The organism is Psychrobacillus sp. L3 (genome assembly GCF_042945595.1).
Taxonomy (GTDB): domain Bacteria; phylum Bacillota; class Bacilli; order Bacillales_A; family Planococcaceae; genus Psychrobacillus.
On sequence record NZ_CP168493.1, the window covers coordinates 1,204,755 to 1,227,019 of the forward strand.

Sequence of the window (22,265 nt, forward strand, 5' to 3'; positions counted from 1 at the left end):
CAATTAAGGAGATTTTTTTATGACATTATCTACAACTATTATTACGCTTATTTTTAGCTTTTTGTTATCGGTTATTCTTGCACCCATTGTTATTCCATATTTAAGAAGAATGAAATTTGGTCAAAGCATTAGAGAAGAAGGACCAGAATCTCATCATAAAAAAGCTGGAACCCCAACAATGGGTGGGCTTATATTTATGACATCTATTATTATATCGACTCTAGCCATTTCATTTTACTTTGATAAGTTAACGACACAAACAATTGTGCTGCTTCTTATATTGGTAGGTTTTGGGGCTATTGGGTTTTTAGATGATTTTATCAAAGTGGTTTTAAAAAGAAATTTAGGTTTAACGTCTAAACAAAAGTTGATTGGTCAAATTCTTGTATCCGTTATTGCTTATTTTTTATTAAAACTTGGACCGTTTGATACAACTATTGCAATCCCATTTACAAAAATAGCAATATCACTTGGTCAATTTTATGTAGCATTTCTTCTATTCTGGTTAGTTGGATTCTCCAATGCAGTTAACCTGTCGGATGGATTAGATGGATTAGTGTCAGGCACTGCTTCGGTTTCTTTCGTTACTTTTGGAGTGATCGCACTTACTTATGAACAGACGGATATTGCCATCTTTGCTTTCAGTGTCTCTGGTGCTCTGTTAGGATTCCTTTTATTCAATAAAAACCCTGCAAAGGTTTTTATGGGGGATACAGGGTCACTTGCACTAGGTGGTGCTTTAGCTATGGTATCCATCCTTGTAAAGCAAGAGCTAATATTACTTTTGGTAGGGATCATTTTCGTGATGGAAACATTGTCTGTCATTTTACAAGTTATTAGTTTTAAAACAACAGGCAAGCGTATTTTTAAAATGAGTCCAATCCATCATCATTTCGAACTTTCTGGGTGGTCTGAGAGAAAAGTAGTGACTGTATTTTGGGCAATCGGCTTTTTAGCGTCGATGATTGTTGTATTCTTGGAGGTTTTATAAAATGAAGCAATTACCATTAGTCTATCATAAGAAAATTCTTGTATTAGGTCTTGCAAAAAGTGGTACAGCTGCAGCAGAGATTTTACATGACTTAGGTGCCTTTGTAACAGTGAATGACTCGAAACCTTTTGAACAAAATAAGAATGCGCAATATTTACTTTCAAAAGGGATGACGGTCATTTGTGGGAGTCACCCAGAAAATCTCTTAGATGAGGGTTTTAGTCTTATTGTCAAGAACCCTGGAATCCCCTATACGAATCCAGTAATTGCAGATGCTAAAAAAAGAGGCATTCCTGTTTGGTCAGAAGTCGAGCTAGCTTATCGTATAAGTGATGCACCGATGATTGGTATCACGGGTTCAAATGGAAAAACAACAACAACAACATTAATATTTGACATGTTAGAAGGTGGAATTAAACAACCGTTAATAGCTGGTAATATTGGTACTGTTGCCAGTAGCGTTGCAACAAAAGCAACGGAGGATAATATTATTGTAACAGAATTATCTTCCTTTCAACTCATGGGGACAGAAGAGCTTAAACCTAAAATTGCCGTTTTGACAAATTTATATGAAGCGCATTTAGATTATCACACTGATTTCCGAGAATATACTGATGCGAAATTTAATGTTACGAAGAAACAAGATGCGACTGACTGGTTTGTTTATAATGGCGAACAGAAGATTGTAACGGATTATGCTTTAAAAACTAAAGCACAGAAAGTTCCTTTCTATGTTAGTAACAAAACGGAAGATGGCATAAGTGCAGACGACCTATATGTTTATTGGAATGGAGAAAAGCTGTTTGAAAAGTCTATTATAAAACTTCGGGGAAAACATAATTTAGAAAACGTATTAGCTGCAACTGCGGTTTCCCTTCTACTGGATTGTTCGTTAATAAATATTATGGAAGTACTTAATTCTTTTCATGGTGTAAAACATCGCACTCAATTTGTTTGTGAGTGGAAAAATAGAAAGTTTTATAATGATTCAAAAGCAACGAATGCCCTAGCAACTAAGAGTGCTTTAGAAGGTTTTTCAGAGCCGGTTATATGGATTGCTGGTGGAGTAGATAGAGGTCACTCTTTCGATGAACTAATTCCGCACATACATAATGTGAAGGCTTTAATTCACTATGGTGCGACTGTTGATCGTTTGCAGGAATTTGGTGTAAAACAAGCAATTCCTTCTGTTATTCCAGTAAGTAACCTACTAGAAGCTGTTGCCGAAGCTGTTAAATTATCAGCAGAAGGGGATATCGTGTTACTTTCCCCTGCGTGTGCAAGTTGGGATCAATACGAAAGTTTCGAAGTACGTGGGGATGAATTTATTGAACAAGTGCTCGCTTTAAACGAATAACGAAGGGATGAAGTAATCGAAAGATAAAAGAATTATCTTATTTTTATCGTCTGTCCTTTTCCTATCTATTATTGGAATATTATTTGTCCATTCTGCAGGTTCATACTGGAGTGAGGTGCATTATAAGGATCAATTGCCGTTTGCATTTAAACAAGCTAGTTATTTAGTGGTAGGCATACTAGGAGCCTTATTTATACGGAACAAAAATTTTATAAGGCTCCCTATGTTCTGGATTGGCACATATATCCTCTCTATTTTATTTTTAATAGGTGTGTTAATCCCGGGAATAGGTGTTGTACGCAATGGCTCACAAAGTTGGATTTCACTTGGTTTTATGAATTTTCAACCAGCCGAACTTGCTAAAATTGCAGTATTAGGGATGCTTTCTTTTTCATTAGCAAATGAAAATAAGCCAAAGCTAAAACTATATACGCAGGCTACCTTCATATTACTAGTACCTATTTCCTTTATCATGCTTCAACCAGATTTTGGTACTGCTTTTGTACTAATCGTAGCAGCATTTATTCTTCTATTTGCAGCCGGTCTGCCTTTAAAGTTTTTCGTCACGATTGGAATGACGGGGATTATTGCACTAATTGCATTAATCGCTTCTGCACCTTACCGTCTTGCTCGTATTCAGTCATTTTTAGATCCATGGAAAGATCCTTTAGGAACTGGGTTTCAAGCAATTCAATCGTTACTTGCTGTAGGACCTGCGGGTTTGTTTGGATTTGGTTACGGGAATAGTAGACAAAAGTTTCTATACTTGCCGGAGCCACAAAATGATTTTATTTTTTCGATTTTATTAGAAGAAACCGGTTTTATTGGGGGATTCATCATTATATCTGCATTTGTTTTATTTTTTACCACTGGCTTTATATTAGCTTCACGAGTAAAAACAAGATCTTACCAATTAACAATAATTGGATTTACCTCATTGTTAGCTATACAAACCTTTTTAAATATGGGAGTTGTTACGGGTTTACTTCCTGTTACAGGAGTGACATTACCATTTATAAGTTATGGGGGGTCGTCATTAGTTACTACATGGGGGATAATCGGAATCATCTTAAATTTAGCAAATGACTCTTTAAAAGAAGGGAGGCGGTAGAATGGAAAAAGTCATAGACATTGAAGACCGAATTCCCACTTTAAAAGAACGTAGGCGAAGAAGAACAAATAAAAAGTTTTCCATTCTACTTTTTCTCTTTGTCACAACTTTAATAGTAGTGCTCTATTTTCAATCTTCTTATAGCCGAATTCAAACGATCAGAGTTACTGGGGCAACTCTTGTATCAAATGAACAGTACATAAAGCAAAGTACTTTAAATTTAGGCGATTCCATGTGGAGCTTTAGAGAAAATCAGATTACAAAATTAATAGAAGAAAACGATTGGGTAGCATCTGCCAAAGTTAATCGTAAATGGTTAACAGGAGTAGAGATAAACGTAAAAGAGTATAAAAAGATTGGTTATGAGGAAAAAGGAAATAATCTTTTAATAATATTAAAAAATGGAAAGAATATTGAAGTAGAAGGACAAGTTGTTCCAATGGATGGTCCAATTTTCTCGGGATTTAAAGACGAGAAAATTAGAATGCGACTCATAAAAGAGTTGAAAAATTTAAATACGGAAGTATTAATGACCATCTCACAAATCAATTATACTCCTACTGAAAATGATGCATATTCGATCCAAGTTTTTATGAACGATGGAAACGAAGTTCAGGCGATAATTCCATCCTTCTCTAGTAAAATGAAATTTTATCCATCTATTGTGTCGCAGCTCGATCCAGATGTTAAAGGAATTATTGATCTAGAAGTCGGTTCCTTTTTTCAACCATATAAAGAAGTGTATAAAAAAGTTGTGAAAGAGGAGGCGACGGAGGTTGAAGAAGAGCAAGCTCCTTAGAATTCCTTCAAGAGGACTGGTGTTAATTTCTTTAGTTAGTTTAGTACTAGGATTTATACTCGCTTACTCCTATAGTATTTCGTCAACAGACAAAGAACAAAATACTTCTAACTCAGTTGGTTTTAAAGAACAGGAAAAATACAAAAAAGAATTGATTCATCAAAAAGAGAGAAATAAAGAGCTAACAGAAGAAATAAATGCAAAACAACAAGCTATTCGAAAATATGAAAAGTCATTTGCTAGTAGTGAAACAAGTGTAGAGGAGTTAGTAAAAGAAGCGGAAATGTTACGGCTACTAATTGGTGATATTTCTTCGCAAGGTAAAGGAATATCTGTTTCTTTACAGGATGGTGCTTATAATCCTTCACAAGAAAATCCGAATGATTATATTGTTCATGAAAGCCATTTATTTAAGGTCATTAATGAATTGAAAATATCTGGTGCTGAAGCTATTTCTATCAATGGTCAAAGGCTTCAGACTAATTCTTATATCCGTTGTACCGGTCCTGTTATTACGGTTGACGGGAAAACATTCCCTGCACCGTTTACGATTGAGGCAGTTGGAGATCCAACTGTATTACTCGCTTCTGTCAATCTTGGCGGGGGGGTAGTGGATCAGTTAACTAGCGATAATATTGTAGTAACGGTTGAAGAAAAAGGGAAAATAACAATGCCTGCTTTGAGAGACGACAAAAACTAGACGAGGTGAAGGAGGCCGAATAATGAAAAAAACCGTCTATATTCGGTTTACATTTATTTTGTTAATCGTTGGGTTTATGTTAGCTGTCCAATATAATACAGTGCAAAGTCCAGAAACCCGGGACACAAGGGACGTATGGGCAATTCGTCAAGAGCTTGCGAAAGAAACAGAATTACATTCAGAGTTATTGTCCGAAGTACGTGGACTAGACCAAACTCTTGGTAAATACGAAAATATGGTGAATGAAAGTCCAGCAACTGCTTTAAATGATACCGTGCTGCTTTTAAAAAAAGAAATTGGCCTAGAAGCTTTTAACGGACCAGGTCTCACGATAAAGGTAGAACCATCTTTAGAAAGTATCGCGGTGGGACAACCAATCGAAGGAATATCTCCAGATTTACTTGTCCGTTTATTAAATGAAATAAATCGATTTAAAGCTAAAGCAATTGAAGTGGATGGGAAAAGGATGATTTACTCTTCAGCGGTAAGAGATGTTAATGGCAAAACAACGGTTAATAATCTTGCCATTAAAAAAGCACCATTTTTAATCAGAATAGGAACTTCTACGTTTGAAGATGCAAAAAAAATGTATAATCAATTAGAGGCTTCTGCTATTGGAGATGACTTTTATATTGATAATTTAAAGTTAGAAATTGGACAACCTGGAAATAATCTAAAAATAGCCGCATATGATCAGACGATTAGTAAACAATTTCTATTAGAAATTCCAGGAGGAGAAAAATGATATGTGGTTACCGTTATTAGGTCTAATACTTGGGATTTTCTTGGGTCTCCTAACTGATATTCAAATTCCGGAATTATATGAAAGTTATTTATCTATCGCTGTATTGGCTGCTTTAGATACTTTATTTGGCGGCATAAGGGCACATTTGCAACATGTTTATAATGATAAAGTATTTGTCTCCGGGTTTTTCTTTAATATAGCATTAGCAGCTGCCTTAGCATTTTTAGGAGTCCATCTAGGGGTCGATTTATACTTAGCCGCAATTTTTGCTTTTGGTGTTCGTTTATTTCAAAATATAGCGGTAATACGCCGATTATTATTAACTAAATGGTCGGAAAGAAAAAATGAATAGGAAATTTTGAGTAAAAAAAACGAAAAATTAACTATTTGTTTAGAAAATTTTAGACTTTATACGCTTTTTACAATAGAATAATAAATAAAGAGTTATTAGGAGGTGCCATAAGTTGAATCAATCAGAATTGTACGTATCATTAGATATTGGATCATCTTCGATAAAAGTATTAATCGGAGAAATGAATGAAGACTCGCTGCATGTAATTGGTGTAGGAAATGTTAAATCAAATGGTATCCGGAAAGGATCTATTGTAGATATAGATGCAACTGTGCAGTCCATTAAGAAAGCTGTTGGTGAAGCCGAACGAATGATTGGAATGTCTATTCAAGAAATTGTTCTTGGTATTCCAGCGAACTTAGCAAACATACAGAACGTCAAAGGTGTAGTAGCTGTTAATCGGGAAGATCGTGAAATTACAGATACAGATTTAGATAGAGTAATAGAATCTGCACAAGTAATGTCTATTCCTCCAGAACGAGAGCTTATCAATATTGCTCCAAAGCAATTTATCGTAGATCATTTAGATGAAATAAAAGATCCACGTGGAATGATTGGAACACGTCTAGAAATGGACGGAATTATGATGACTACATCGAAAACAATTTTACATAACGTGTTAAGATGTGTAGAACGTGCAGGACTTCAAATTAGAGAAATCTATTTACAGCCATTAGCTGGTGGTTATTTTGCGTTAACAGAAGATGAAAAAAACCATGGTACCGCTTATATTGACATAGGTGGAGGATCCACAACAATTGCAATATTCAGTGAGGGTCATTTGATCAAAACTGCTGTTATTCCAGTAGGCGGAGATCATATAACAAAAGACTTGTCGATTGTTTTGAAAACTCCTACTGAACAAGCCGAAATGATCAAACTTCAATATGGACATGCCTTCTATGATGATGCTTCTGATGATGAACTTTTCGAGGTACCTGTAATTGGTGCAGATATGAAAGAACAATATTCTCAGCGTTATATTGCCGAAATTATTGGTGTTCGATTAGAAGAATTATTTGAACTAGTTTTAGAGGAATTTTACCGAATGGGTCTTCAAGACTTACCGGGCGGTGTTGTAGTTACTGGAGGAGTTGCCAAATTAGAAGGTATTGGTCAACTTGCAAGACATATTCTTCAAACGAGAGTGCGCTTATATACACCTGATTATATTGGCGTGCGTGAGCCACAATATACAACGGCTGTTGGTCTTATAAGATATGCCTATAAAGAAGATGTTTTCTATGGTAAAATTGGTAATAGCCATGCATTATCACAAATGACACATAGTGAAACTATTTCTAGTCCTAAAAAACAAAAACAAACTGCACAAACTTCGATCAACGAAAACAAAGAAAGTGCAATGACAAAAGCTAAGAAGTTTTTCGACAAGTTTTTTGAATAATAAAACCTTTATCATAGTTGAAAGAATATAGGAGGCAATAGCATGCTGGAATTTGAAACGAACGAAGACCAATTAGCTATCATCAAAGTTATCGGAGTTGGTGGCGGAGGAAATAACGCAGTAAATCGGATGATTGAACATGGAGTACGAGGTGTGGATTTTATTGCTGTTAACACAGATGCTCAAGCCCTTAATATGTCCAAAGCAGAAGTAAAGCTTCAAATTGGAGGCAAATTAACACGTGGACTTGGAGCAGGTGCAAATCCAGAGGTTGGTAAAAAAGCAGCAGAAGAAAGTAAGGAACAAATCGAAGAAGCTTTAAGAGGCGCTGATATGGTGTTCGTTACTGCCGGTATGGGCGGAGGAACTGGAACAGGAGCAGCACCAGTTATTGCACAAATTGCTCGTGATATAGGTGCTTTAACAGTTGGGGTTGTTACTCGACCTTTCACATTCGAGGGACGCAAACGTTCCACTCAAGCAATCGGTGGTATTGGTATGATGAAAGAAGCCGTAGATACACTGATTGTTATTCCAAATGATCGACTACTTGAAATAGTAGACAAAAATACACCGATGCTTGAAGCATTTAGAGAAGCAGATAATGTATTACGACAAGGGGTTCAAGGTATTTCAGATCTTATAGCTGTACCAGGACTGATTAACTTAGACTTTGCAGACGTAAAAACAATTATGTCGAACAAAGGTGCTGCACTGATGGGGATCGGAATCTCTGGTGGAGATAATCGCGCTGCGGAGGCCGCTAAAAAAGCAATTTCTAGTCCACTCCTAGAAACTTCGATTGACGGTGCTACAGGTGTGCTCATGAATATTACAGGTGGATCGAATTTAAGCTTATTTGAAGTGCAAGAAGCTGCTGATATTGTTGCATCTGCCTCTGATGAAGAAGTCAACATGATTTTCGGTTCCGTAATTAACGATAATTTAAAAGATGAAATTATCGTTACTGTAATTGCAACTGGTTTTAATGAAGAAGTAATTACTCAAAATAAACCAAGAGGTACTGGTTTTGGAACAGCTAGAACGCAACAAACAGCAGCTACTACTGCTCCAATACGAGAACAACGAAAAGAAGAACAACCATTACAACAAGAACGACAATCTTCATATACACAACATCAACAAGAAGATGCTCTAGATATTCCAACTTTCTTAAGAAACCGTCAAAAAAGAAACTAAATAGTTTTTATAAAGCAATCACCAATTAGGTGATTGCTTTATTTAATGAATTTTCATCATAAAAGATTTGATCCTGCGCAAGCTCGTCGCAAAAAAAAAATTCTACGGACTGTCCATGGTCTTAATTTCCTTGTTAATCCCCTAGGAGCCGCTTCCTTCCGCTCCAATCAACCGTCCTATTAAACTTATTTTTTGAAAGTCATTTATTGAGGGTAGCTTAATTTATAGCTTTATTCGACACGCTACTTTTTCAGTGCCTTCCAATTAGTCTCGGGTAAATAAAAATTAATCTCGCTTTCTGATGAATTAATCTTGAGTCTAGTGCAATTGATTTCGAAGTGCCATAGAATGTTAATAAATGCACCTGGTTTTGCAACTCTTAAATTCTAAGAAGCGTTTTGTGATTAGTCTTGGCACAAAAAAGAAATAGATAGCCAGTTATTGATAAAGATGTGCTGAGCGGACGAAATTGCATCTTCGTCCGCTTTTAAAAGATTTGGAAAGCATCTTATCCCTCATTAACCAAACATAATGCACCATGTCTCTACATATTCAAAGAGGGCGACAGACAACCATCTGCCACAAGATTACCAAAAAAAGTGTAGCTATTGTTTCGTCCAAAGCGCTCTGGAAACGTTAAAGACCGGGTGCACTTAAAGGACTATTATGCTTTTCTCAATAGCGTAAAATGCTTTTCAACTCACTCAGAGGACAATCGGATGCCATTTCTTCAAAGGTTATTCTTCATTAGCTATTTACAGCAGAATTCCTAAACTAACAAAAACTCATGCAATTAATGTCGTAAAAAAAGAATCAATTACTCTGTTCATTTGACAATTTTCTTACAAAAATCATGTTACCCTTTAGTCAAAAGGAGGGAAGCTATGTATGCAGAAGTAATGATTGCAACCAATACTTTTTTTAATTACACCGTATTAGCATTTGCAAACAAAATTGGCTGGATTGAAAACCAAAAAAGATATTTGTTTCTTGCCGCGCTTATTGCAGGAATTATAAGCGTTACATTTACTAACTATTTTATTACTATTTTTCTGTCTTTCTTTCTAATGATCGCTATAGCATTTTGGCGTAAACCCAAGCAAATAGTCAAAGCAATAGGACTTACGCTACTTGCAAGTCTTTTTGCTGGGGGTTTACTAACAGCAATTGCTTCTTTCTACCGCGATACCAACTATCTATTTATGATAATCAATTTTGCTTTAATTGTTATTGGTGGTCTGTATTTTTTAACGAAACACGTGCTGCACATTAACATCGCACAATCAGAAAGAGAATTATTATACTCCTCTTGTGTCACATTGTTTGGTGAGCCTAAAGAACTTACTCTTTTTATTGACTCTGGTAATGTTTGCAAGGAACCACTTTCGAATGAGCCCGTTCATTTTGTAGCAGCTGAAATGTTAAAAGAAATACTTCCCGAATCATTATTTCGAGCGGTTAGCGATTGGGAATTCGATCGTAAGGTTGGGCTAGATAATCTACCAAAAGAATATTTAACCAAATTAAGATTAATACCTATAGCAACGATTCAACAAGAAAAAGCTTGGGTTATTGGGATAAAATACGATAATTGGAAAGTAAATGATCAGGAATTGCCAAAAGGATATATTGTCATGACAAAGCTACATGATAAATTTCCACATGGGGCTGAAGGGATATTACATAGCTCTTCCTATTTCCATCTAAAGAAAAGGAGTGTCGGATAATGCTATTAAAGTTTTTTCGTCGGATCTATTTTTGGTTACTTTCTTTAAGAAGAAGTGGAGTACATTATATTGGTGGGAATGAATCACTGCCTAAACCATTATCAAGAGAAGAAGAGAGAGAAATGCTTCTTGCTTTTATGGACGGAAATGAATTTGCCAGAGATGTATTAATAGAGCGAAATTTAAGGCTTGTAGTTTATATAGCAAGGAGATTTGATCAAACGAATACGAATATAGAAGATTTAATAAGTATTGGATCTATCGGTCTTATTAAAGCTGTAGAGACGTTTAATTTGGATAAAGGTATAAAACTTGCAACATATGCTTCAAGATGTATTGAAAATGAAATATTAATGCATCTGCGGAAAACAAATCGAATGAAATCAGAAGTCTCTTTCGATGAACCATTAAACTCTGATTCAGATGGAAATGAGCTGCTCTTATCTGATATTTTAGGAACAAGTGAAGATTTAATTATTGAAGATGTAGAAAAAAAAATGGAGAGACAGCATGTATTTGACGCAATAAATTTACTTGGAAATAGAGAAAAGTATATCATGCAATGTCGTTTTGGATTGAATGGAAAAGAAGAAATGACTCAAAAGGAAGTGGCTGATCATTTAGGGATTTCTCAATCCTATATTTCTCGTTTAGAGAAAAAAATAATTTTAGATCTAAAAGATCTCTTAAATGAACCGATTGCATAATGGGTGAAATTGGATGCCGCTACTTCAGAATAAAGTTCAAACTACCGGACAAACTGATTAAGAACTATTAAAAAGTCCGGAGGAAGATCTATGACGAGAACAAAAGTAGAATTATGCGGCATTGATACATCTAAGCTTCCTTTACTTTCCCATGAACAAATGAAGGCACTGTTTATTCGTTTACAAGCAGGAGAACAATCTGTAAAAGATGAACTGGTCATGTGTAATTTACGATTAGTATTAAGTCTTGTTCAACGCTTTGCATACCGTGGTGAACAAGCAGATGACTTATTTCAAGTCGGATGTATAGGGCTTATCAAGTCAATTGAAAACTTTGATTTAAAGCATAATGTTCGTTTTTCGACATATGCTGTTCCCATGATAATTGGTGAAATAAAAAGGCATCTACGTGATCACCATTCCGTACGAGTTTCTAGATCATTAAGAGATATTGCATATAAAGCGATGAAAGCAAAAGAACAATATATAAACGAACATTTACAAGAACCAACATTAGATGATTTATCCAAAATATTAGAAATACCAGTAGAAGATATTTTGTTATCTTTAGATGCTATTCAAGATCCCGTTTCGCTACAAGAACCTATTTTTAGCGATGGAGGAGATGCTATTTATATGATGGATCAATTATGTGATAATGATGTATCCGAAGAGCAATGGGTCACTTATTTTACTGTAAAAGATACTTTTCAGAAACTAGATAACAGGCAAAAGAAAATTTTAACGAAACGAATATACTATGGTGCTACACAAACGGAAATTGCAATGGATCTTGGTTTATCTCAAGCCCAAATATCTAGACTGGAAAAAAGTGCCTTGTCTATTATTCAAGGTCAATTGAACCCAAAAGAATGATAACTACACTTAGAGAAAATATTATTTCCGCTTTTTCTTCATAGAAAAAGCGTTTTTTTTTATTTTTGGTTCATATAATAATAAAAAGGGGGAGCTGAGATGAAATTTTCAGATGCACAACAAAAAGAAGTAATTGAAGCGAATAGTGGAAAATTACTTGGATTTATCGTTGACGCCGAAATAGATAAAGATACTGGTTTCATCCTATCGTTCATAGTAGAAGCACAAGGAGCATATCCTAATTTTTTTAATAAAAAGAATGAAACGAAAAAAATTGCCGTTCAAAATATATCTATAATTGGAAAAGATGTTATAATTGTTTCAAAAAATATGTTATTAGATTGATTCATCATTGATAAAACCCCTTTTCATTGATACAATAAACAAAAACAATTGATGAAAAGTTGGTTTTTATATGACAAACGTTCAACAAAATTTAGAAACGATAAAAGATAAGATGAATGCTGCTTGTATACGCGGCAAACGTAACCCTTCAGATGTTACGATTATTGCTGTTACGAAGGAAGTTTCTGTAGAAAGAACGGAAGAGGTAATTCAAGCAGGTGTGAGACATCTAGGTGAGAATCGACCTGAGGGATTAAAACAGAAATTAGATGCCATTAAGGATCCAATCAAATGGCATTACATAGGGACGCTACAAACGAGAAAAGTGAAATCTGTCATTAATGATGTAGATTTTTTGCACTCTTTAGATCGATTAAGTTTAGCGGAGGAAATAGAAAAAAGAGCTACATCGGTAAAGGATTGCTTTGTACAAGTAAATGTAGCCGAAGAACAATCAAAACATGGATTAGCGTTGGAAGATGCGGAATCTTTTGTTAAAGAATTAGAAAAATATTCACTTATACGAGTGATTGGCTTAATGACAATGGCTCCAAATACGGAAGATGAAAGCGTCATACGTACAGTCTTTCGTAATTTAAAACAATTACAGGAAAAAATTTCGAAACTACAGCTACTGCATGCACCTTGTACGGAATTATCGATGGGGATGTCAGGTGACTATGAGATTGCACTAGAAGAGGGCGCAACCTTTGTACGAATAGGAACAGCTTTAGTCGGTAAAGAGAGGGAGGAAGTTAAATGAGCATGAAAGACTGGATGAAAAATTTCTTCTACTTGGAAGAGGATGAAGAAACTTCAACAGATCAACAGCCAAAACCTCAACAACAAAAACCGGTGGAACAACAAATGCGACAGCAGTCGGTGAGAACATCCACAAAAGAACGAAAATTTAATACCGCAACGAAAGAAACAGCCGCATCTAATCTGGTAAGTATTCAAAATGTGCAAAAGTCTTCCAAAGTAATTCTAATCGAGCCACGCGTCTATGCAGAAGCTCAAGATATTTCCGAACATTTGAAGAGTAAAAAAGCCGTTATTGTAAATTTGCAACGCATTGATAAAGACCAAGGAATAAGAATCATCGACTTTTTAAGTGGAACAGTGTACGCTTTAGGTGGAGACATTCAACGAATAGGAACGGATATTTTCCTGTGTGCACCAGATTCAGTAGAAGTAGCTGGAGCAATTTCGGATTATTATTACAACGACCTAGATTGATAGAGGAGTTAATACTATTATGGCCACAGTTTTATACTTGTTAATTTATGCAGTTAAATACTATACCTACGCATTAATCGTTTATATTTTTATGTCATGGGTCCCAAGTATTCAGCAATCTAGCTTTGGACAATTTTTAGGGAAAATTTGCGAACCATATTTAGAACCATTCAGAAAGATTATTCCTCCAATCGGAATGATCGATATATCACCTATAGTTGCGATTTTTGTATTGAATATTGCAATAAGAGGAATAATATCTTTAGTATCCTTTTTTTAAACCTCACTTCAGTGGGGTTTTTTACTATATTCGAGAGGGAATATGAACATGGAAAATGTAATGCAACATTTTAGAAAAGAAGAGCAGCCATTCATAGAACAAATTGTTAATATGCTGCGAGAAGTTGAGAATCGATATGCGCCTAAGTTAACAGACTTTTTAGATCCAAGACAACAATTCATTGTAGACACTTTGAGAAGACAGTATGGGGATATTGAAGTTGCAGCAAATGGAGGGTTGGACGAAGTAGAAAGAAAAAGAGTGCTTCTATATCCTTCTTACTATGTGCCATCAGATGCGGATTTTACTATGACTGTCGTGGAAGTTCAATATCCTAAAAAGTTTGTTACTTTACAACATAAAGATGTATTAGGTTCTATGATGTCCTTAGGGATTGATCGCAGCAAATTTGGTGATATTCGTGTGGAAGATGCAGCTATTCAATTTGTCGTTGCAACAGAAGTGTTAGACTATGTGAGAGCAAACTATACGGCTATTGGAAAAGTAAAAGTTCATATTGAAGTAGTAGAAAATCGACTAAATTATTTTGCGCAACGAGAGGAATGGACATCCGAATCTTTAACCGTGAGTTCATTAAGACTAGATACTGTTATTTCAGCCGTTTTTAATATTTCTCGACAAAAATCATCTACAATCATTCAAAGCGGAAAAGTAAAAGTAAACTGGACAGAGAAAGATCAAATGTCAATGGAATTGCAAGAATTAGATTTAATTTCCATTCGCGGGCTAGGTAGAGTCAAAATTTTAATGATTGAAGGAAGAACAAAAAAAGACAAAATTAGACTACAAATTGGTCGTTTAGAACAAAAAATTAAATAATCAATAAATATATTTGATTTTTGATGAATTCGTTCAATCCTAAATGTATAATAGAGAATAAGAATGCTAGAAAAATAAAGGGGATGGAATATATGCCATTAACACCACTTGATATACATAACAAGGAATTTAGTAAAGGGTTCAGAGGATATAACGAAGATGAAGTAAATGAATTTTTAGATCAAATTATGAAAGATCTTGAAATTATAACAAAAGAGAAAAAAGAACTGGAAATAAAACTTAAATCATCTAGTGAAAGAGTTGGGCATTTCACATCGATTGAAGAGACTCTACATAAATCTATCGTTGTCGCACAAGAAGCTGCAGAGGAAGTTCGTCGCAACTCTCAAAAAGAAGCAAAACTAATTGTAAAAGAAGCGGAAAAAAATGCAGACCGCATTGTGAATGAAGCACTTACAAAAGCAAGAAGAATAGCACTTGAAATTGAAGAACTAAAAAAACAATCCAAAGTTTTCCGTAATCGTTTCAAAATGCTTGTAGAAGCCCAATTAGATTTGATTAATACGGATGACTGGAATCATTTAATGGAATATGATGTGGATACAACGGATATAGATAGAATTTCTATAACGGAGGACTAATACATTTCTTGACTGATTCGCTTACTTTTCCTATAATTATTTCATATCATATAAATATGCGTTGAAAAAGACGTCTAAATCAGATTTCGAACAAGCGACTTGGGGATGGTGCGAGCTCAAGCAATGAAACTTTTTTAGATTATCACTTTTGAGCAAAGACACTGAACTTAAAACAAAGAGGCTAAGTGTCTTCGGATTATGTCCCGTTATGGCATACTAAGCGGCGATTTTTTAGGAAATCGCAAGTAGGGTGGTACCGCGAGCAATAACTTCTCGTCCCTTTTTGGGATGAGGAGTTTTTTTTTGTTTTATCCAGTAGGAAAACAAACCCCTAATTGATAAAGAAAACATGCTCGGAAGCAAATGTTTTCTGCGGAGTTGAACAAAGTGAATCGGAAGCAAATACGCCAAGGCGATTGATTAAATAAAGGAGGAATATTGAATGGAGTACAAAAACACATTATTAATGCCGAAAACAGATTTCCCAATGCGTGGAAATTTACCAGTGAAAGAAGTAGATATTCAAGCAAAATGGGCTGAAATGGATATATACAAAAAAGTACAAGAAAGAACTGCAGGTCGTCCTTTCTTCGTATTACATGATGGTCCTCCCTATGCAAATGGAGATCTGCATATGGGTCATGCACTGAACAAAGTATTAAAAGATATGATTGTTCGATATAAATCGATGTCTGGATTTAATGCACCTTATGTTCCTGGTTGGGATACGCATGGTTTACCAATTGAACAAGCACTTACAAATAAAGGTGTAAAACGCAAAGAAATGTCGTTAGCAGAGTTCAGAAAGCTTTGTGAAGATTATGCGTATGAACAGATTAATAACCAACGCACTCAGTTTAAACGTATTGGTGTTCGTGGAGATTGGGAAAATCCATATGTAACGCTAACTCCAGCTTTTGAATCTCGTCAAATCGAGGTTTTCGGTGCAATGGCAAAGAAAGGCTATATTTATAAAGGTCTAAAACCGGTTTATTGGTCACCTTCCAGTGAATCTGCACTAGCAGAAGCAGAGATTGAATATCAAGATAAAAAATCTCCTTCTATTTATGTTAGCTTTGCTGTAACAGAAGGAAAAGACGTCCTTGAAGAAGGAACTAAATTTATTATTTGGACTACTACACCTTGGACTATTCCTGCAAACTTAGGTATTGCTTTACATCCAGATGTAGAATATGCAGTAGTTCTTGTAAACGATTCTAAATTTGTTGTCGCAAATGAATTAGTAAAATCAGTTGCTACAGAACTTGGCTGGGAAGAGTATTCTATCGACCGTACGCTAGCCGGGAAAGAAATGGATCGTTTAGTTGCCAAGCATCCACTTTATGATCGTAATTCATTAGTTATTCTTGGAGAGCATGTAACTACTGAATCAGGTACTGGTTGTGTGCATACAGCTCCTGGGCACGGGGAAGATGACTTTTATGTGGGTAAAGCATATGGATTAGATGTACTATGCCCAGTAGATGATCGTGGAGTAATGACAGCAGAAGCACCTGGATTTGAAGGGTTATTTTATGACACAGCAAACAAAGCAATTACTGAAGCACTAGAAGAAGTAGGGGCTCTTGAAAAACTTACTTTCTTTACACATTCATATCCACATGATTGGCGCACAAAAAAACCAGTCATTTACCGTGCAACAGCACAATGGTTCGCATCAATCGAATCATTTAGAGATGAATTATTGCAAGCAATCCGTGATACATCATTCACACCAGCTTGGGGTGAAACTAGACTTTTTAACATGATCCGCGATCGTGGAGACTGGTGTATTTCTCGTCAGCGTGTATGGGGAGTTCCTATTCCTGTATTTTATGCGGAGGATGGGGAACCAATCCTGACGGAAGAGACAATTTCACATGTATCGAAATTATTCCGTGAACATGGTTCTAATATTTGGTTCCAAAAAGAAGCGAAAGAATTATTACCAGAAGGATTTACACATCCGAGAAGTCCAAATGGTATCTTTACGAAAGAAACGGATATAATGGACGTTTGGTTTGACTCTGGATCAAGTCATCAAGGTGTGTTAGAAGAGCGAGATGATTTAGTATTCCCAGCTGATTTGTATTTAGAAGGATCTGACCAATATCGTGGTTGGTTTAACTCATCATTAATCACAAGTACGGCAATGTTTGGTCATGCACCGTACAAAGGATTATTAAGCCATGGATTTACGCTAGATGGAAATGGTCGCAAAATGAGTAAATCCCTTGGAAACGTTATCGTGCCTGCCAAAGTGATCAATCAACTTGGAGCCGATATCGTTCGATTATGGGTTGCTTCTGTAGATTATACTGCAGACGTTCGTGTATCTGATGCTATATTTAAACAAGTTTCTGAAGTATATCGTAAAATCCGTAATACATTCCGCTTCTTGCATGGTAATGTTAGTGACTTCCATCCAGTAAATGATCGTGTAGAATTTAAGGATCTCCGTGAAGTAGATCAATACATGTATATGAAATTACAAGAAGTGATTAAAACTGTAGAAGCAGCATATGAGCGATATGATTTTGCAAGTGTTTATCATATTGTAAATAACTTTGTGTCAGGTGAGCTAAGTTCATTCTATTTAGATATTGCAAAAGACGTTGTATATATTTATGGTCAAGATGATCATGAACGTCGCGCAATGCAAACAGTCATGTATGATACACTTCTTGCTTTATTAAAATTAATGACGCCGATTTTACCTCATACAACAGATGAATTATGGGCTTATTTAGAAAATATGACAGAAGAAAGTATTCAACTGACAGATATGCCAAAAGCTATTGAAGATCCAGCATTTGAAGCGTTAGCAGCCAAATGGGAAAAAATCATGGAATTACGTGATGATGTGCTAAAAGCATTAGAAGAATCTCGAAATGCTAAAACAATCGGTAAATCTTTAGAAGCGAAAGTAACGTTATATGTAAAAGATGAATTGAAAGTATTGTTTGATACAAATGCAATTGACTTTGCTCAATTATTCATAGTATCGCAATTTGCACTTGGTGGTGCTCAACAAGATGCACCTGAAAATAGTTTAGCGCTAGAAAATGCTTCTGTTTTAGTTGAAAAAGCAGACGGAGAAAAATGTGAACGTTGCTGGACAATTTCTGAAACAGTTGGATCAGATGAAAAACACCCAACATTATGTACTCGTTGTGCGGATGTTGTAGAAAAACATTATATCTAATGAAGTGAATGTGGTCCTAAATTAGTAGGACCACGCTTTTTATTTTGGATGAATTTTGTCCTGCACTTTTACTTAGGGTTACTTTGTATGGTAAACTAGTTTAGATTCTGTTAACTTTTTTTAGTTGGAGTTCAAACCCCAGTAAATAAAGTTAAAGCTTACGGCGGATGTCACAGATTTTTAGAGGAACTTATCGAGTAAGCTCGATAAAATCTGGACGTAAAATACACCAAGGCGAATTTGAAATTGGGGGAAATAATGTGTGGAAATTTTATGGACTTGCCGCATTTGTTATTGCGCTTGATCAGTGGACAAAATGGCTGATTGTAAAAAATATGGTTTTTCACGAGCGAATCACTATTTTAGATCCTTACTTTGAATTACTTTCTCATCGAAATCGTGGGGCCGCATGGGGAATGTTGCAAGGCCAAATGGGATTATTTACAATCATCACGATTGCCGTCATTATTGCCATTATTTATTATTTTCATAAAGAAGCAAAAGGAAAGCCAATGTTTCAGATTGGTTTAATGATGCTATTAGGTGGAGCAATTGGGAATTTTATCGATCGTATTTGGAGAAACGAAGTTGTGGATTTTGTGCATGTGTTAATACCAATTATAAATTACGATTTTCCTATTTTTAATATTGCAGATGCTTCCTTGACAATAGGTGTTGTGATTATCATATTATTCATAATTAAAGAAGAACGAGCTGGAAAGAAAAAGGTGAAGTAATGGAAGAGTTAACATTTATAATAGAAAAAGAACAGGCAAAAGAACGAATTGATAAAGCAATTGCATCTTTTGATACGGATTGGTCACGTACTCAAATCCAAAACTTTATAAAAGACGGACATGTACTCGTAAATAAAGAAGCAGCCAAATCAAATTATAAAGTGAAAGAAGGGGATGTTATAGTTGTAGCTCCCCCTGAAGCAGTTGAACTGGATATTGTATCAGAAAACTTAAACTTAGAAGTTGTGTATGAAGATGAAGATGTACTAGTTGTTTATAAACCTCGTGGAATGGTTGTTCATCCTGCACCTGGACATATTAGTGGAACTCTTGTAAATGGTCTAATGCATCAAATAAAAGATTTATCTGGCATTAATGGTGTTATGCGTCCAGGAATTGTTCACCGTATTGATAAAGATACAACTGGCCTCTTAATGGTTGCGAAAAACGATGTAGCACATGTTTCATTAGTAGACCAATTAGTGAAGAAAACAGTTACTCGTAAATATATTGCACTTGTTCATGGTCGTATTCCTCATGACAAAGGAACAATTGAAGCCCCAATAGGTAGAGATAAAAAAGAGCGCCAAAGTATGGCGGTAGTGGACAATGGCAAACATGCTGTTACACATTTTCGCGTATTGGAACGTTTTGATAAATTCACATTAGTTGAATGTCAATTGGAAACAGGAAGAACGCATCAAATTCGTGTGCATATGAAGTATATTGGTTATCCTTTAGCTGGTGACCCGAAATATGGTCCTAAGAAAACAATCGATTTTAATGGACAAGTCTTGCATGCTGGATTATTAGGATTTATTCAACCGAAAACGGGTGAATATTTAGAGTTCTCTTATCCAATTCCAGATGATTACACAAATTTATTGCAAGATTTAAGAAAACAATCATTGATTATAGAAGATTAATCCTTTATACTACTTTTAGAAAACAAAATAGCTTCACCTTTAATAACAGTCCAGAGAGGCTGAGAAGGTACATGTGAATGTGACGAACACTATTGGTCTGCGGACTTTAATGTGTAGTTACCTTAGTTAATGACGCATATACAACCTCTTGGGCATCTCTGCTCAAGAGGTTTTTTATTTTACAAAATTAGGAGGGTACGTATGGCGGAGAAAGCGAGTATTTTAGATGAACAAGCAATGAATAGGGCACTAACACGAATTGCACATGAAATTATTGAACGGAATAAAGGAATTGAGGAATGTATTTTAGTTGGAATCAAAACACGAGGTGCTTTTTTAGCAGAGAGGTTAGCTAAGAAGATTGAGACGATCGAGGGTAAAGCAATTAAAACAGGAGAGCTCGATATTACATTATATAGAGATGATCTATCATTAAAAAATGACTCAAACGAGCCGCTCGTTCAACAAGTGGATATTACACATGATGTAACGAATAAAAAAGTGATTTTAGTAGATGATGTACTTTATACAGGAAGAACGGTTCGCGCAGCAATGGATGCTGTAATGGATTTAGGAAGACCTGCCCAGATTCAATTAGCTGTTTTAATAGATAGAGGTCACCGAGAGCTTCCGATAAGAGCGGATTACGTCGGTAAAAATATACCAACGTCTAGCAATGAACGGATTGTAGTGAAAGTTATCGAAACAGATGAAGTAGACGCAGTTACAATTTTTGAATAAGAAATCTTTTGGAAAAGGTAGGAATAATCCATGTCAAATGCAGTGTTAGATGTCAATGAAAAGCCATCTGGAGGACAATTAATAACTTTAAGTTTTCAACATATGTTCGCCATGTTCGGCTCTACAATTTTAGTACCACAGCTAGTCGGATTAAGTCCTGCAATTGCATTACTAACAAGCGGGATAGCAACCATATTCTTCTTAATGATTACGAAGTTTCAAGTACCCGCTTATTTGGGATCATCCTTTGCTTTTATTGCTCCAATCATTTTAGCTACAAAAGTTGGTGGAGTTGGAAGTGCAATGATTGGTGGAATGTTTGTCGGAATCACTTACGGCATTGTTGCACTCATCATTTGGAAAAGTGGTTATAAATGGATTATGAAGTTGTTACCACCAATTGTTGTAGGTCCAGTAATTATGGTTATTGGTCTAGGGATTGCTGGTGTAGCAGTTGATATGGCCATGAATATCAAAGTGAAAGTAGATCCAGCCTTAAACTATGGATTAGAAGAGATTAGTCAGTATAGTTTCCTGCACTTCTCAGCAGCATTAGTAACATTGTTCACTGCAATCTTTTGTACTATTTACTTTAAAAACATTCTAAGTACAATGCCGATCTTAATCGGATTGGTCGTTGGTTACATATACTCTGCTGCAATCGGAATTATAGATTACTCTGCAGTACATGATGCAAAATGGTTTGATTTACCACCATTCCTAATTCCCGGTGTAGATTATCATTTCGTCGTTACATCCAAGTTATTGTTAGTAATGGTACCAATCGTTATCGTAACAATTTCAGAGCATATTGGTCATCAGTTAGTACTTGGTAAAGTCGTGAACCGTGACTACATTAAAGAGCCAGGATTACATCGCTCTTTGCTAGGTGATGGATTCGGAACATTTATCAGTTCTTTAATTGGTGGTCCTCCAAAAACAACGTATGGTGAAAATATTGGCGTACTAGCAATCACTCGCGTTTATAGTGTGTATGTAATATGTGGTGCTGCAGTAGTTGCAATTGCTGTTTCATTTTTAGGGAAAGTAATGGCAGTCATCTCTACAATCCCTACAGCAGTTCTTGGTGGGGTGTCCATACTGTTGTTCGGTATTATCGCATCAAGTGGACTACGCATGTTAGTAGAAAACAATATAGACTTTGGAAATAATCGCAACCTAGTTATTGCATCTGTAATTTTAGTTATCGGAATTGGTGGAGCAAAGTTTGTTGTATCGGAATCATTAAGTATTGAAGGTATGGCTTTAGCTGCAATCATCGGGGTTATACTAAACTTAGTTCTACCAGGTAGAAATAATGAACAAATAGCAGGTATGGATAAAACTGAATAAAAGACCTTTTAAATAGTTGTCCAGAGA

General features: G+C 35.6%; 23 protein-coding genes and 1 other annotated feature. All 23 genes read left to right on the top strand.

Annotated features, from left to right (window positions below; genetic code table 11):
- Positions 1-19 precede the first annotated feature (19 nt).
- The 23 genes from mraY to ACEPXD_RS05765 all read left to right on the top strand — a co-directional run bounded on the left by mraY (position 20) and on the right by ACEPXD_RS05765 (position 22,238).
- On the top strand, positions 20-991 hold the full coding sequence (gene mraY, locus ACEPXD_RS05655; protein ID WP_391120813.1) for a phospho-N-acetylmuramoyl-pentapeptide-transferase: 972 nt from the start codon (positions 20-22) through the stop codon (positions 989-991).
- Between the two features lies 1 nt (position 992).
- Complete coding sequence (gene murD / locus ACEPXD_RS05660; RefSeq protein ID WP_391120815.1) at positions 993-2,348, top strand: UDP-N-acetylmuramoyl-L-alanine--D-glutamate ligase; 1,356 nt, start codon at positions 993-995, stop codon at positions 2,346-2,348.
- Positions 2,349-2,382: 34 nt separating this feature from the next.
- Entirely contained in the window at positions 2,383-3,459 is a 1,077-nt protein-coding gene (locus tag ACEPXD_RS05665) for an FtsW/RodA/SpoVE family cell cycle protein (protein ID WP_391123044.1), read from the top strand.
- A gap of 1 nt (position 3,460) precedes the next feature.
- Positions 3,461-4,258, top strand: coding sequence for a cell division protein FtsQ/DivIB (locus ACEPXD_RS05670; protein ID WP_391120818.1), 798 nt, complete (start codon positions 3,461-3,463; stop codon positions 4,256-4,258).
- A complete protein-coding gene (locus ACEPXD_RS05675; protein ID WP_391120821.1) occupies positions 4,236-4,958 on the top strand; it encodes a DUF881 domain-containing protein in 723 nt (240 codons plus the stop codon). The genes ACEPXD_RS05670 and ACEPXD_RS05675 overlap by 23 nt, the downstream gene beginning before the upstream one ends.
- 22 nt (positions 4,959-4,980) lie before the next feature.
- Complete coding sequence (locus tag ACEPXD_RS05680; protein ID WP_391120824.1) at positions 4,981-5,703, top strand: DUF881 domain-containing protein; 723 nt, start codon at positions 4,981-4,983, stop codon at positions 5,701-5,703.
- Position 5,704: 1 nt separating this feature from the next.
- Positions 5,705-6,055, top strand: a complete 351-nt coding sequence (locus ACEPXD_RS05685) for a small basic family protein (RefSeq protein ID WP_391120827.1) — start codon at positions 5,705-5,707, stop codon at positions 6,053-6,055.
- 112 nt (positions 6,056-6,167) lie between these two features.
- Positions 6,168-7,460, top strand: a complete 1,293-nt coding sequence (gene ftsA / locus ACEPXD_RS05690; RefSeq protein WP_391120830.1) for a cell division protein FtsA — start codon at positions 6,168-6,170, stop codon at positions 7,458-7,460.
- Between the two features lie 42 nt (positions 7,461-7,502).
- Entirely contained in the window at positions 7,503-8,660 is a 1,158-nt protein-coding gene (gene ftsZ, locus ACEPXD_RS05695) for a cell division protein FtsZ (protein ID WP_391120833.1), read from the top strand.
- Positions 8,661-9,544: 884 nt separating this feature from the next.
- A complete protein-coding gene (locus tag ACEPXD_RS05700) occupies positions 9,545-10,387 on the top strand; it encodes a sigma-E processing peptidase SpoIIGA (RefSeq protein ID WP_391120836.1) in 843 nt (280 codons plus the stop codon).
- The gene (gene sigE / locus ACEPXD_RS05705; protein WP_391120839.1) at positions 10,387-11,094 is read left to right on the top strand and encodes an RNA polymerase sporulation sigma factor SigE; all 708 of its coding nucleotides are present in this window, start codon (positions 10,387-10,389) and stop codon (positions 11,092-11,094) included. The genes ACEPXD_RS05700 and sigE overlap by 1 nt, the downstream gene beginning before the upstream one ends.
- Before the next feature lie 90 nt (positions 11,095-11,184).
- A complete protein-coding gene (sigG, locus tag ACEPXD_RS05710; protein WP_391120842.1) occupies positions 11,185-11,970 on the top strand; it encodes an RNA polymerase sporulation sigma factor SigG in 786 nt (261 codons plus the stop codon).
- A gap of 99 nt (positions 11,971-12,069) precedes the next feature.
- Entirely contained in the window at positions 12,070-12,315 is a 246-nt protein-coding gene (locus tag ACEPXD_RS05715; protein WP_391120844.1) for a YlmC/YmxH family sporulation protein, read from the top strand.
- Positions 12,316-12,385: 70 nt separating this feature from the next.
- Positions 12,386-13,078: a YggS family pyridoxal phosphate-dependent enzyme gene (locus ACEPXD_RS05720; RefSeq protein WP_391120847.1), complete on the top strand. Its 693-nt coding sequence runs from the start codon at positions 12,386-12,388 to the stop codon at positions 13,076-13,078.
- Positions 13,075-13,554: a cell division protein SepF gene (locus ACEPXD_RS05725; protein ID WP_391120849.1), complete on the top strand. Its 480-nt coding sequence runs from the start codon at positions 13,075-13,077 to the stop codon at positions 13,552-13,554. Before ACEPXD_RS05720 ends, ACEPXD_RS05725 begins: the two co-directional genes overlap by 4 nt.
- A gap of 19 nt (positions 13,555-13,573) precedes the next feature.
- Positions 13,574-13,834 (top strand): YggT family protein, encoded by a 261-nt coding sequence (locus ACEPXD_RS05730; RefSeq protein ID WP_391120851.1) that lies wholly within the window; start codon positions 13,574-13,576, stop codon positions 13,832-13,834.
- A 48-nt stretch (positions 13,835-13,882) separates the two neighbouring features.
- Positions 13,883-14,674: an RNA-binding protein gene (locus ACEPXD_RS05735; RefSeq protein ID WP_391120854.1), complete on the top strand. Its 792-nt coding sequence runs from the start codon at positions 13,883-13,885 to the stop codon at positions 14,672-14,674.
- Between the two features lie 92 nt (positions 14,675-14,766).
- Positions 14,767-15,276, top strand: coding sequence for a DivIVA domain-containing protein (locus tag ACEPXD_RS05740; protein WP_391120857.1), 510 nt, complete (start codon positions 14,767-14,769; stop codon positions 15,274-15,276).
- A 52-nt stretch (positions 15,277-15,328) separates the two neighbouring features.
- Positions 15,329-15,560, top strand: a binding site (T-box leader).
- A gap of 158 nt (positions 15,561-15,718) precedes the next feature.
- Entirely contained in the window at positions 15,719-18,481 is a 2,763-nt protein-coding gene (gene ileS, locus ACEPXD_RS05745; RefSeq protein ID WP_391120860.1) for an isoleucine--tRNA ligase, read from the top strand.
- 260 nt (positions 18,482-18,741) lie between these two features.
- Positions 18,742-19,218, top strand: a complete 477-nt coding sequence (lspA, locus tag ACEPXD_RS05750; RefSeq protein WP_391120863.1) for a signal peptidase II — start codon at positions 18,742-18,744, stop codon at positions 19,216-19,218.
- Entirely contained in the window at positions 19,218-20,144 is a 927-nt protein-coding gene (locus tag ACEPXD_RS05755; protein ID WP_391120866.1) for an RluA family pseudouridine synthase, read from the top strand. Before lspA ends, ACEPXD_RS05755 begins: the two co-directional genes overlap by 1 nt.
- A 201-nt stretch (positions 20,145-20,345) precedes the next feature.
- Positions 20,346-20,885, top strand: a complete 540-nt coding sequence (gene pyrR, locus ACEPXD_RS05760; protein ID WP_391120869.1) for a bifunctional pyr operon transcriptional regulator/uracil phosphoribosyltransferase PyrR — start codon at positions 20,346-20,348, stop codon at positions 20,883-20,885.
- A 30-nt stretch (positions 20,886-20,915) separates the two neighbouring features.
- Complete coding sequence (locus ACEPXD_RS05765; protein ID WP_391120872.1) at positions 20,916-22,238, top strand: uracil-xanthine permease family protein; 1,323 nt, start codon at positions 20,916-20,918, stop codon at positions 22,236-22,238.
- The last annotated feature ends 27 nt before the right edge of the window (positions 22,239-22,265 follow it).

Excerpts from the sequence above, each read along its gene's own strand:
- mraY (WP_391120813.1), top strand. The coding sequence starts at position 20 with ATGACATTATCTACAACTATTATTACGCTTATTTTTAGCTTTTTGTTA.
- murD (WP_391120815.1), top strand. The coding sequence starts at position 993 with ATGAAGCAATTACCATTAGTCTATCATAAGAAAATTCTTGTATTAGGT.
- ACEPXD_RS05670 (WP_391120818.1), top strand. The coding sequence starts at position 3,461 with ATGGAAAAAGTCATAGACATTGAAGACCGAATTCCCACTTTAAAAGAA.
- ACEPXD_RS05680 (WP_391120824.1), top strand. The coding sequence starts at position 4,981 with ATGAAAAAAACCGTCTATATTCGGTTTACATTTATTTTGTTAATCGTT.
- ACEPXD_RS05685 (WP_391120827.1), top strand. The coding sequence starts at position 5,705 with ATGTGGTTACCGTTATTAGGTCTAATACTTGGGATTTTCTTGGGTCTC.
- ftsZ (WP_391120833.1), top strand. The coding sequence starts at position 7,503 with ATGCTGGAATTTGAAACGAACGAAGACCAATTAGCTATCATCAAAGTT.
- ACEPXD_RS05700 (WP_391120836.1), top strand. The coding sequence starts at position 9,545 with ATGTATGCAGAAGTAATGATTGCAACCAATACTTTTTTTAATTACACC.
- sigE (WP_391120839.1), top strand. The coding sequence starts at position 10,387 with ATGCTATTAAAGTTTTTTCGTCGGATCTATTTTTGGTTACTTTCTTTA.
- sigG (WP_391120842.1), top strand. The coding sequence starts at position 11,185 with ATGACGAGAACAAAAGTAGAATTATGCGGCATTGATACATCTAAGCTT.
- ACEPXD_RS05715 (WP_391120844.1), top strand. The coding sequence starts at position 12,070 with ATGAAATTTTCAGATGCACAACAAAAAGAAGTAATTGAAGCGAATAGT.
- ACEPXD_RS05720 (WP_391120847.1), top strand. The coding sequence starts at position 12,386 with ATGACAAACGTTCAACAAAATTTAGAAACGATAAAAGATAAGATGAAT.
- ACEPXD_RS05725 (WP_391120849.1), top strand. The coding sequence starts at position 13,075 with ATGAGCATGAAAGACTGGATGAAAAATTTCTTCTACTTGGAAGAGGAT.
- ACEPXD_RS05730 (WP_391120851.1), top strand. The coding sequence starts at position 13,574 with ATGGCCACAGTTTTATACTTGTTAATTTATGCAGTTAAATACTATACC.
- ACEPXD_RS05735 (WP_391120854.1), top strand. The coding sequence starts at position 13,883 with ATGGAAAATGTAATGCAACATTTTAGAAAAGAAGAGCAGCCATTCATA.
- ACEPXD_RS05740 (WP_391120857.1), top strand. The coding sequence starts at position 14,767 with ATGCCATTAACACCACTTGATATACATAACAAGGAATTTAGTAAAGGG.
- ileS (WP_391120860.1), top strand. The coding sequence starts at position 15,719 with ATGGAGTACAAAAACACATTATTAATGCCGAAAACAGATTTCCCAATG.
- ACEPXD_RS05755 (WP_391120866.1), top strand. The coding sequence starts at position 19,218 with ATGGAAGAGTTAACATTTATAATAGAAAAAGAACAGGCAAAAGAACGA.
- pyrR (WP_391120869.1), top strand. The coding sequence starts at position 20,346 with ATGGCGGAGAAAGCGAGTATTTTAGATGAACAAGCAATGAATAGGGCA.
- ACEPXD_RS05765 (WP_391120872.1), top strand. The coding sequence starts at position 20,916 with ATGTCAAATGCAGTGTTAGATGTCAATGAAAAGCCATCTGGAGGACAA.